The sequence below is a fragment of the Amycolatopsis rhizosphaerae genome (assembly GCF_007713715.1).
Taxonomy (GTDB): Bacteria; Actinomycetota; Actinomycetes; order Mycobacteriales; family Pseudonocardiaceae; genus Amycolatopsis_E; species Amycolatopsis_E rhizosphaerae.
The window spans coordinates 1-9,822 of record NZ_VJWX01000259.1 but is presented as its reverse complement, the minus strand read 5'-3'; the positions used below and the strand labels follow the sequence as shown (position 1 = coordinate 9,822).

The window sequence follows — 9,822 nt, the reverse complement described above, 5'->3', positions numbered from 1 at the left end:
TAACCGGGCGGGGGCATCGGGTGCCCCGGCGGCCGATAGCCCGAGGGGGGCCCGGCGCCGAGCAGTCGTTGTCGCCGGGCCGCCCGCATGGCGCGGAAGTACCCGTGAGACGCGGGGAGCGCGAGGAGCGTGGCCGACCCGATGGCGAGCAGAACCGTGGCCACGGCCGCCAGTTGGGTCAGGTTTCGGTACCAGGGCACCGAGTCGTACGGTCCGACGATCAGCAGCCCGCCGTTGAAGCAGACCGTCAATCCACCGAGCACCCACGTCAGCACCCGCGCCGCCGACCGGCCGCGGCCGTCGAGAATCGCCAGCAGCAGGCATAGGAAGCTGAACACCACGGCGAGCACGGCGTACAGCACCAGGCCGGTGGTGGCGAGCTTGCCCGCGGCGTCGTCGGCGGCGCGTTCGCTCTCGTAGTGTCCGAGCTCGGGAATCGCGAACAGCGCACCGATCCCGCCGGCCAGGGCCAATGCCGCGACACCGACGAACAGGTAGCTGCCCGCGAATACCGCGGCCGGCGGTTTCCGGTCCGGACGTGCCGCCGCGGTCGTCACGCCGTGCTCCCGTCCGCGCTGCTGTCCGGCGCCGTCGTGCGGCGGCGGCGGTACAGCAGCCAGGCCCCCGCCAGCAGCCAACCGGCCAGCGGCAGGGCGACGAGCGGGTACAGCAACGGATTCGACGTGGCTGGGGACGGCTTGGCGAAGGCCTCCACGGGCGGCTTGGAACTGGTCATGCCGCCGAACCACAGGTCGCCTCCGGCCTGAACCGGCTTGTACAGCGCGCCTCCCACGGCATCGGCCAGGTCCGGGTGGTCCTTGGTGAAGGCGGCGGCGCTCACCTTGTTCTCGTTGATCCGGCTGAAATCCACCCCGCCGTAGACGTAGGTGTTGGTGTAGACGGTGTTGCCCTCGGTGGTGGTGTGCCTGACGGTGAACTCGCCGTTCTTGTAGGACTGGACGTACTGGTCGAAGACCTGCCGCGGGGTCCACGGTTCCCGGGACCGCCAGCGGCTGATGTCTCCCTTGCCGATGAGATCGGAGTACGCGGTGTGCTTGGTGGCGCTGCGCTGCCGGAACCACTCGGCGGCCACCCGGCTGGCGTACACGCGGCGCAGGTCGGCGTACTCGGGCGCATGGTTCACCGCGTCCTGCACCTGGGGCAGGATCGTCGTCTTGTACACCTGCTCGTTGTGCTGGGTGGTGGCCCGGTCCTGCCGGCCGCAGTCCGCCCCGACCCCTGGCGCCTTGATGTAGTCGCTCTCCGTCTCGACCCGCAGCGGGGTGTCCAGAATGTAGAGTTCGTTGCCGTTGTCCCGGACCGTCGCCGTGTCCGGCACGATCCAGTTGCGCATCTGCAGGCACGGCGAGTCGCCCTGCATCGCGTCCCAGAACTGTTTGCCCGCCGGGGTGTCGGGGTGGATGAGCCTGGCGACGGTCTTCTTCATCTGCAGGTCCGCCTGCAGCAGTACCCGCCCGGCGTCGGTCGTGCCGAACTGGGGGTCGATGATGCGGTCGGGCTCGTCCGGATTGAGGTTCACCCAGAACTTGTCGGTGCTCAGCTCCAGCCAGGTGAAGAAGGAGTCCGAGGCGAGCCGGGCAGCGGCTTGGCCGCCGAAGGACTGCTCGCCGGCGGGCGACGCGTCCGCCTTGAACGCGTACTGCACGCCGGAACCGTTGTGGTAGGTGTCGGAGACATACCGCAGTTGCAGGGTGGAGAAGTCGACGCCACCGAGGTCGGGTTGGCTGTACGCGGAATCGTCGACGCCGGCACTGGGGTCCTGCTCGGCGAACCACTGGTTGGCCACGCGCTGCGTGACGGCCTCCCCGTCCGAGTTGGGCGCGGTGGCGATCGCGTCGGCCAGCGGGCTGTCGGCCGGGACCTGGCCGGGCCCGGCCAGTGGAGCGGCTCCTCCGGCCGGGCCGCCGGTAGGGCCGGACGGCGGCGGGGCGGTGACTCCGCCGCCGTCTTCGTCCGGCGGACTCCTGCCCTCCCAGTTCTCCGGCATGACGGGCTGGGCGAGTGCCGGCCAGTACACGACGGGGACCTGGATCCCGGCCGCTTTGGCCTCTTCCCGGATCATGGCGACCGACTTGTCGCCGGGCATCTTCCCGAAGACGTAGTAGAGCCGGCAGCCGGTCGCCTTGGCGATCTGGATCAGGTCCTGGAGCTGTTCACGGCCGGCATTACCCTCTATCGAATCCCCCGACTTGAATTCGAGGATCATCTTGAGCTTGGTCAGATCGACGGCGTCGAGCGGACGGTCGACGATGTGCAGCTTCGACTCCAACTGCTCCTTCAGCTCGGGCGGCAACTGCTTCCCGTACTTCCAATCACCCTGCGACAGCGTGGGATCCGCCTCGATCGCCTGCTGCCGGTAAGCCGACTCGAAGCCGTTCTTGTCGAGGGCCGTGCCCCCTCTGCTGTCGTTGTTCTTGATGGTCACGTACCGCGCACGCCACGCCGGCCACTGGCTGGGATAAGTCTTGAACTCCTTCCACCGGGCGAGCATGTAGAAAGTGCTCTTGAACGGGTACGTGAAATTCCCGGCCGCGTCCTTCACCGGGCCTACCTGGGCCATCAGAGCGTCCGAAGGCTCGGGTATGTTGTCGAGAGCCTTCGCATCGCCGAGTACCACTTCCGCGTATTTCGCCCGCCACACGGTCCAGCCCGGTTGCTTCTGCAGGTACCTGCCCCAGGCGGCATACATGTGCTGCCAGGTGCCGTTCTTCTCGGCGGCCGGGTCCGTTGCGATCCTGTTCAGGTCGGCTTGGGTGGGCATGGGGACGTGCAGGAGCGCGCTGTGGTCCTCGTACTCGTAGACTCCCTGGGTCTGGATCGTCCGCTCATCGCCGGACCCGACCACCGCGCCGGGCGGCACCGCGGGCTGGGTGGCCGTCGCCGGTGTCGCGACGAGCATGGCCAGTAAACCGATGACGGCCGCGACAGCCCACAGGCGAAAGCGGCTGCGGATAGGCGGCGTGGGAGCCTGCGACACAGACGCAGAGTCTCCAGAGGCCGCCGGACTGCCGTCAACCGCCGATCAGGGGGTCAATGGCTACCAGGACATCCATTCCCGGAACAATTCGCCCAGTAGCCGATGGTCTTCGAGCCTGAGCATGCGCACCAGATTCAGCAGCGGAGTGTAGGACGCCTTGACGTCGAGCCGTTGCACCCAGAAATGCCCCAGGAAAGGGCTGTGTTCGTCGGGCTCACCCGGCGTGTATTCCCACCGGGACGGCCGCGCCCGCCGGAGCACCTCACCCCAGTACCACGCCGCGCCCTCGGCGAATTCGGCCCGTTCCGGCGACCGGAACAGTTCTTCGGTCGGCGTCTCCTCGCGCACGACGGTGGCCAGTGCGTCGATCGAGTCGGGGGAGAAGTCCCACCGGTCGGCCGGGCCGTGGCTCGCGGCCCAGGCCGGGAACGCGCGCTCCCGCTCGGCCAGCCAGTCCCGGAGGAACCGCGAACCCGAAGGCGGCGGCGGGTACGGCAGATCAGGAAGGACGAAGCCGCGCTCCCACTCGTCGAAACGGCGAAGCGCTTCCTCCGGATCCTCGGACATACCGGCAGCTTAGGCCGAACAGCCGCTTTCCACCGCGCGCCGCGGCGGATCCGGGTTGAGCCACTCCGGTGAAACCGGAGAAAGTCACGCCCCGGGTACTGACGACACCGGTACTTTTCCCTCATCGCACCGCTCTACCAGGGTCGGTGACACCCGGAGGGGGACCGATGCAGGGCAGGCCACGCGCCGTTTCGACCGTCGTGATCGTCCTACTGGCGCTGGCCTGCGTTGCGATCGCCAGCGCCGTCGCCGAGGTACTGCGCTACCGGGCCATCACCGACACGCTCGGTGAATTCGAGCGGGGGCTGACCGAGCAGAGTTCGAAATACGGCCTCGGCATCAAGTTCACCCAACTCCCGTCGGTCGCCATCGGGCCGACCATCATGGTGGTGGTCGTCCTGGCGGCCATCACGGCCGGCCTGGTCACGCTGGCGCTCGCGCTCCGGCGCCCCCGCCCGCGGGCGCGGGTGAGCACGCTCGTGGCGGCGGGAACGCTCGCCGTGCTGGCCATCGCCCAGGCGGGGATCGCGCTGACCACTCAGCTCGCGCTGAACCAGGTCGACGCCCAGTTCCAGAGCATGCAGCAGAGCATGGGAACGCAGTACCAACACGTGGCAGCCCTGCCGGCGATCGGGGACCTTATGCCGCGTTGGCCGTACTACGTCGACTACGTGACCTCCGCCCTCGCCGTCATCGGGTGCGCCGCCGTCATCGCGCTGTTGGCCACGCCGGGGGCGAGGACCTGGTTCGCCACCGCGAAGGCAGGCCCGACCCCGCCGACCGCACCGCTGCCGGCCGACTTGCCGGGCGCCGCGCCGGTGACGCCCGTCGTGGACACCCGGACCATCGTCTCGGATCCGTGGCTGCGGTCGATCGTCAGTGAGTTGATGACCGGGCCGCGGAGCCTCGCCGACCTTCAGGCGGGGCCGCTCGGCACGAATCCCGAGGTGCTGAACTGGCGGCTGTGGGACCTGATCAACGCCGGGGTGGTGAGCCAATCGCCGTCGTCGACGTCCCTCGTCTACGCACTGACCCCGCGCGGCGAGAACCTCCGGATGATGTTCGCCGAGACCAACCGCGGGGATCAGGGAAGCAGCCCCGGCCGGTAGCAGGGCGTGGCGGTGCCGGGGGATGCGGCCGATGCCTACGCGCGTCGCCGCAGGTCGCGGGCGGTCCGGGCGGCGCTGCGGGCGCGCAGCGGGTGGCCGGTCCGGCGCAGGTACCAGGCGAGCCAGGTCAGCGAGTCGGCCAGCGCCGCGAGCTGGCTGCGCGGATGCGGTTCCGGGAGCCGGGCGATCAGTTCGATGGCCCGAGCGGCGACGCCCGGGGCCTCGGCGCGGTGGTCGAGCCGGGCCAGGCGCAGCGCCAGGTTGGCGGTGGCGTGCGTCAGCCCGGTCAGCTGCTCCGGATCGGCCGAGGGCACCCGGTGGTAGAGGTCGACGGCCTCGCGGCTGGCTTCGAGCGCTTCCTCGTGCTCCTCCAGATCGGCGCAGCGGATGCTCAGATTGTTGAGCGCCCGGGCCAGTTCCCAGGCGCGGACATCGGTCTGCGCGGCCGCGAGGGCGTCCCGGTAGTGCGTGATCGCCTCTCGCTGGGCCGTCGCGGCCTCGCGGTGGCGGCCCAGCGCGGCGAGTCGGCTGCCGAGGCTGTCCAGCGAGTTGGCCAGCAGGAACCCGACGTCGGCGGGCCCGGCCGCGTGTCGGGTTCCTGCGTCTATCGGGGGAGTTGCGGCCAGCCGTGCCCGGTGCAGCGCGATCGCCTCCCGGAGCGGGGTGAGCGCCTCCGCCGGGCGGCCCAGCCAGGCGAGGACCAGGGCCAGGTCGTTCAGGACGACCGCGAGTTCCAGCCGTGCCGCCGGGAGGATTTCGACGAGGGGACGAATGTCCTGTTCGGCCTGGCGCAGCAGCGGCAACGCGGCTTGCAGGTCGCCGGCGTTGGCGTGCCGCATCGCGCGGCCGCTGAGCGCTTCGGCCTGGCTCAGCCGTTTGGTGACCGTCGTGTCGTGCATGGACATCGCGATGTCCCCCCGGTTCCCTCCGTCGACGGCCCGTCGTGGTCCACACTAGATGGTCCGGCTGCGTCCGCGTCACTGCCTTGCGGATTTGGTGAAGGGAAGCTGCGGCGTGATTCAGCGATGGGCGTCCACGGTTTCGATGTGCCTGAGGATGGCGTCGCTGACCTGGCCGGGTGCTTCTTGGGCGGCGTAGTGCCCGACCCCTTCGAGCTGGATCGAGCCGATGTCCCCGCTGGTGACCTTCCGAAGCGTCTCGGCGGTGAAGGCGCCACCGCCCGCTCCCACGGCCAGCACCGGCACGGTCAGCGGTGTCCTTGAGGCGAGCGCTTGCAGTTGGTCGCCCTCTGCGAGCATCGATCGATAGAGGCCGGCTGCGCCCCGCCAGCCGTTCGGCCGGGAGAAGCCCCGGCTGAACTCCTCGATGTCCTGCGAAGTGATCGATCCGGCGACGGCGGTCATGGCGGGAAACGCCCATTCCGCAAGCAGTTGGCGCTCGCGGCCGGCGAACAGCATGTCGGCGATGCCGGGCGCGGCGAGTACGCCGATGTGCCAGGAACCGCCGCGGGTGACGTCGCCGAGAGCTTCGAGGCCGAAACCGCTCAGGCCCATTTCGATGGCGGTGAAGCTGAGTATGTCCTGCGGGTGAGAGGTGGCCAGCCGGAACACGGCGCCACCGGCGATGTCCTGTCCGACGAGGTGGACCGGTCCGAGGGCCAGGTGCGCGATGAGCTGATGCAGGTCCTCGGAGGCGGTGGTGCTGTCGAACCCGTCCTCGGCGACGGCGGAGTCACCGAAGCCGCGCAGGTCGACCGCGAAGACGCGGTGCCGGGCGGCGAGGAGGGGGATGACCTTCCGGAACGCCCACCACGTCTCGGGAAATCCGTGAACCAGCAGCACCGGCGAGCCGGCTTCTCCCGCGGAGACGTAGTGCAGTTCCGTGCCATTGACGGCGACGGTGTGATGGGTCACTCCCGCGAGATCGGGAGTGGGGACGGCCTTGGCCACGAGCGGTTCCTTCCACGACAAGTTCGACAGTTACGCTGTCGAATATAGACAGTCTGGCTGTCTTTGTCGACAGCTTGGTTGTCGTTCGCCGTCTCGGGTTGTAGCCTTGCGGCATGAGTCGTTCCGGTGCGGATCTCGCTCTGCTGCTGCTCGGCGGTTTTCGTGTGCTGGTCGACTCCGCCACCGCCGAACTGGCTGCCCGCGGCTATGAGGACGTGCGCCCGGCGCACGACTTCGCCATGCGCGCCATCGACACCGGCGCCAACAGCGCCTCCGAACTGGGCCGCCGGATGTCCATCACGAAGCAGTCGGCGGCGAAGATCATCGAAACACTGCTTGACCGCGGCTATCTCCGTCGAGAGCCCGATCCCGACGATGCGCGTCGCAAGCGACTGTCGGTGACGCCGCTGGGGCACGAGGTCATGCGAGAAGGCGAGCGCGTGTTCAACCTGCTGCGGTCTCGCTTTCAACGCCGGATCGGCAAGTCCGAACTGGCGGCGCTCGAACAACACCTGAGTGCGCTTGTCGGGGACGCCGGCGTGCGGTTCGACGCACCGGGCTGGGTCGCGACCGCCTTGTAGCCGCCGGGGGCCGCGGAGTAAAACCCGGCATTGGGTCTAGCGGGGGAGTGATACCACCGGTGTGAGTTCGGCGGATTCCTCGGGTGCCACGATGCCGAGGGCTTGGTCGTCGCGATAACGCCCCGGTGCGACGCCGAATTCACGCTTGAACGCGTGCGAGAACGCGAACGGTGAGGCATAGCCGACGCGCCGCGCGATGGCCGCCAGCCCGAGGTCGGTCTCGCGCAGCAGCCGGGCGGCGAGCGTCATCCGCCAGTGCGTCAGATAGGTCATCGGGGCCTGCCCGACCAGATCCGTGAACTTCCGGGTGAGCGTCGTGCGGGAGAGGCCGGCTTCCGCGGCCAGGTCGTCGATCCGCCACGGCCTGTCCGGCGCGCCGTGCATCGCTTCGAGCACCGAGGTGATGGCCTGATCCCGGAGCGCGCGGGGCCAGCCCAGGTTTCCGTGGTCATCGCACCAGGCGCGAATCAGGTAGACGAGCAGGAGATCGAGCAGACCGGCGAGCACCGCGTCCCGTCCCGGGCGCCGAGTCGTCGTCTCGGCGGCAAGGAGATCGAGCGCGGCTCGCAGGCGGCCGTGGTCGCCGACGCGGGCGGGCAGGTGCACCACATTCGGGAGCATCGCCAGCAACGGATGGGGCCGCCGCCGATCCAGCCGGTACTTTCCGCACAGCAACTCGACGCTCCCCGCCGGATCCGCCACCGCGGTTTCGAATGGCACCGGGCGGGCCGCGTCCCGCGAGTCGGACAGCACGTGACCGTGACCGGCGGGCAGGAGCACGACGTCGCCGGGGCCGAGCTGAACGGGGTCATGCCCCTCCATGAGCAGCCAGCACGAACCACGCACGATCACGTGGAAACCCGCGCCGTCGTAGGGCAGGAACCGGTACGACCACGGGGAACCGACTCGCATCCAGTTCGCCGAGGGGTGCCCGGTACGCATGACCCGGATGATGTCGCTCAGCGGATCCACGGCAAAATCCTACCTCCCACGACCTGACCCGAACTCGTATCGAAATGGGCCGATGGATCATTCATCGCCTCGCCAGGCGCGCCTAGCATGGCGTCATGAGTGATTTCACCATCGGTGCCGTCGAGGTGACGAAGGTTCCCGAATGGACCGGCGAGGTCGCTCCGGCGCGCTTCATCGTCCCCGAAAGCACCCCGGAGATCTGGCGAGACAACGAAGGCTGGCTCGCACCCGATCACTGGAACCCGGACACGGACGCCTACCGCGCGGCCGTGCAGACCTGGGTTCTGCGCAGCGAGGGCAGGACCGTGCTCGTGGACACCGGGGTGGGCAACGGCCGCGACCGGCCCCAGATCCCGCTGTTCGACCACCTCGACACCGATTTCCTGGATCGGCTCGCCGCGGCCGGTGTCCGGCCGGACGAGGTGGACATCGTCATCAACACCCACATCCACTACGACCACGTCGGCTGGAACACGCTCGGCGGCGACCAAGGCTGGGAACCGGCTTTCCCGAACGCGACCTACCTCATCCCGGCCGTCGACGAGCGCTACTTCGCGCCCGAGAACGCCGGCCGCCGTCCGGCTCCCCGCAGCGACCACGAACGCCTGCGACAGCAGGGGAGCCTTCTCGTTTACGCCGACAGCATCGCACCGGTGCTGGGCAGGGCCACCCTGTGGGAAGGCGCCTACCGGGTGGACGGCAACCTCACCCTCGAAGCGGCTCCCGGGCACACACCGGGATCATCCGTGCTGCGCGTTGACTCGGAAGGCGACAAGGCCGTTTTGGTGGGCGATATTCTGCACAGCCCCGTGCAGATCCTGGAACCGGCCTGCAACAGTTGCTTCTGTGAGGACCGTGGACAGGCGGCGGCCACCCGCCGACGACTGCTCGAACGGGCCGCGGACGAGGTGGAGATCGTTGTCCCCGCGCACTTCGCGGGCGCGGGCGCCGTCGAGGTGAAGCGCGACGGCAGCCGGTTCCGGATCGGCCGGTGGGTCGGTGCCGACGCAGGTACCGAAAACTCCGGACAGCCTGCTGACAGGTCCTTCGGCTGACAATAGCGGTCGTATCCGCAAGCCAGTTGCCCGTCAGTGATCGACGCCTCGGCGAGGCCGGGTCAGGTCACGGGCAGGAAGGTGGCGATGTCGGCGAGCGCGTCGAGGGTGGCGTTGTCGACGTGGCCGGTGGCGATGTCGGTCTCTGCGATGATCATGGCGTTCTTGTCCGGCCGGGGTTGGTAGTGGTGCCCGGTGATGTGCACGCCGGTGAGGCCGAGTACCGCGGCGATCTCCAGCGGCCGGACGTCGCCGCTGCCCTGCACCCGCTCGACCTTTTCGAAGGCCTCGGCCTGCTTCGCGTTGCGGAACCCGACCCGGACCACCGACACCACCGCGGCGTTGCCGTGTCCGTCACCGACGGCCATGAGCATGCGGTCCAGCGAGGTGCACGGGGTCCGTACCAGGAATTCGCGGACCTTTCCGGTGGAGGAGGCAACGCAGTCCAGTTCGCGCTCGGCTTTGCGCTTGAGCCGCTTGAGCCGCAGTTTGCCCAGCGCCTCGTCGGTTTTCCCGTGCTTGGCCGATTCGCGGGCCGAGGTCCGGCGGGCTTTCATCGGCCGCTCCGGCAGCAAGTCGGCCACGTCGCCCGCGGTGTTCCCCGCCAGCGCTTCTGTCGCGGATCCGGCC

General features: G+C 69.2%; 10 protein-coding genes. 3 read left to right on the top strand and 7 right to left on the bottom strand.

Going from position 1 to position 9,822, the window contains the following annotated elements:
- The 3 genes from FNH05_RS23075 to FNH05_RS23065 all read right to left on the bottom strand — a co-directional run.
- Window positions 1–557, bottom strand: a 557-nt coding sequence (locus FNH05_RS23075) for a hypothetical protein (RefSeq protein WP_144590810.1), incomplete at its 3' end; no start/stop codon positions are given.
- Window positions 554–2,920, bottom strand: coding sequence for a hypothetical protein (locus tag FNH05_RS23070; RefSeq protein ID WP_144590809.1), 2,367 nt, complete (start codon window positions 2,918–2,920; stop codon window positions 554–556). The genes FNH05_RS23070 and FNH05_RS23075, both read right to left, overlap by 4 nt.
- 138 nt (window positions 2,921–3,058) lie before the next feature.
- The gene (locus tag FNH05_RS23065; RefSeq protein ID WP_144590808.1) at window positions 3,059–3,565 is read right to left on the bottom strand and encodes a hypothetical protein; all 507 of its coding nucleotides are present in this window, start codon (window positions 3,563–3,565) and stop codon (window positions 3,059–3,061) included.
- 167 nt (window positions 3,566–3,732) lie between these two features.
- On the opposite strand from FNH05_RS23065, the gene FNH05_RS23060 reads away from it, so the two are divergent.
- A complete protein-coding gene (locus FNH05_RS23060) occupies window positions 3,733–4,674 on the top strand; it encodes a winged helix-turn-helix transcriptional regulator (protein ID WP_144590807.1) in 942 nt (313 codons plus the stop codon).
- Window positions 4,675–4,709: 35 nt separating this feature from the next.
- Here the strand turns inward: FNH05_RS23060 and FNH05_RS23055 are convergent, their stop codons facing one another.
- On the bottom strand, window positions 4,710–5,579 hold the full coding sequence (locus tag FNH05_RS23055; RefSeq protein WP_144590806.1) for a tetratricopeptide repeat protein: 870 nt from the start codon (window positions 5,577–5,579) through the stop codon (window positions 4,710–4,712).
- Window positions 5,580–5,693: 114 nt separating this feature from the next.
- A complete protein-coding gene (locus tag FNH05_RS23050; RefSeq protein ID WP_144590805.1) occupies window positions 5,694–6,584 on the bottom strand; it encodes an alpha/beta fold hydrolase in 891 nt (296 codons plus the stop codon).
- A 113-nt stretch (window positions 6,585–6,697) separates the two neighbouring features.
- On the opposite strand from FNH05_RS23050, the gene FNH05_RS23045 reads away from it, so the two are divergent.
- A complete protein-coding gene (locus FNH05_RS23045; protein WP_144590804.1) occupies window positions 6,698–7,165 on the top strand; it encodes a MarR family winged helix-turn-helix transcriptional regulator in 468 nt (155 codons plus the stop codon).
- A 36-nt stretch (window positions 7,166–7,201) separates the two neighbouring features.
- On the opposite strand, the gene FNH05_RS23040 is transcribed toward FNH05_RS23045, so the two are convergent.
- Window positions 7,202–8,137: an AraC family transcriptional regulator gene (locus tag FNH05_RS23040; protein WP_144590803.1), complete on the bottom strand. Its 936-nt coding sequence runs from the start codon at window positions 8,135–8,137 to the stop codon at window positions 7,202–7,204.
- Window positions 8,138–8,232: 95 nt separating this feature from the next.
- Here FNH05_RS23040 and FNH05_RS23035 point away from each other — a divergent pair, with 95 nt between their 5' ends.
- Entirely contained in the window at window positions 8,233–9,192 is a 960-nt protein-coding gene (locus FNH05_RS23035) for an MBL fold metallo-hydrolase (protein WP_144590802.1), read from the top strand.
- 62 nt (window positions 9,193–9,254) lie between these two features.
- Here the strand turns inward: FNH05_RS23035 and FNH05_RS23030 are convergent.
- Window positions 9,255–9,822 (bottom strand): hypothetical protein (locus tag FNH05_RS23030; protein ID WP_246127899.1); only part of this gene is annotated, 568 nt, incomplete at its 5' end.

Excerpts from the sequence above, each read along its gene's own strand:
- FNH05_RS23070 (WP_144590809.1), bottom strand. The coding sequence starts at position 2,920 with ATGCTCGTCGCGACACCGGCGACGGCCACCCAGCCCGCGGTGCCGCCC.
- FNH05_RS23065 (WP_144590808.1), bottom strand. The coding sequence starts at position 3,565 with ATGTCCGAGGATCCGGAGGAAGCGCTTCGCCGTTTCGACGAGTGGGAG.
- FNH05_RS23060 (WP_144590807.1), top strand. The coding sequence starts at position 3,733 with ATGCAGGGCAGGCCACGCGCCGTTTCGACCGTCGTGATCGTCCTACTG.
- FNH05_RS23055 (WP_144590806.1), bottom strand. The coding sequence starts at position 5,579 with ATGTCCATGCACGACACGACGGTCACCAAACGGCTGAGCCAGGCCGAA.
- FNH05_RS23045 (WP_144590804.1), top strand. The coding sequence starts at position 6,698 with ATGAGTCGTTCCGGTGCGGATCTCGCTCTGCTGCTGCTCGGCGGTTTT.
- FNH05_RS23035 (WP_144590802.1), top strand. The coding sequence starts at position 8,233 with ATGAGTGATTTCACCATCGGTGCCGTCGAGGTGACGAAGGTTCCCGAA.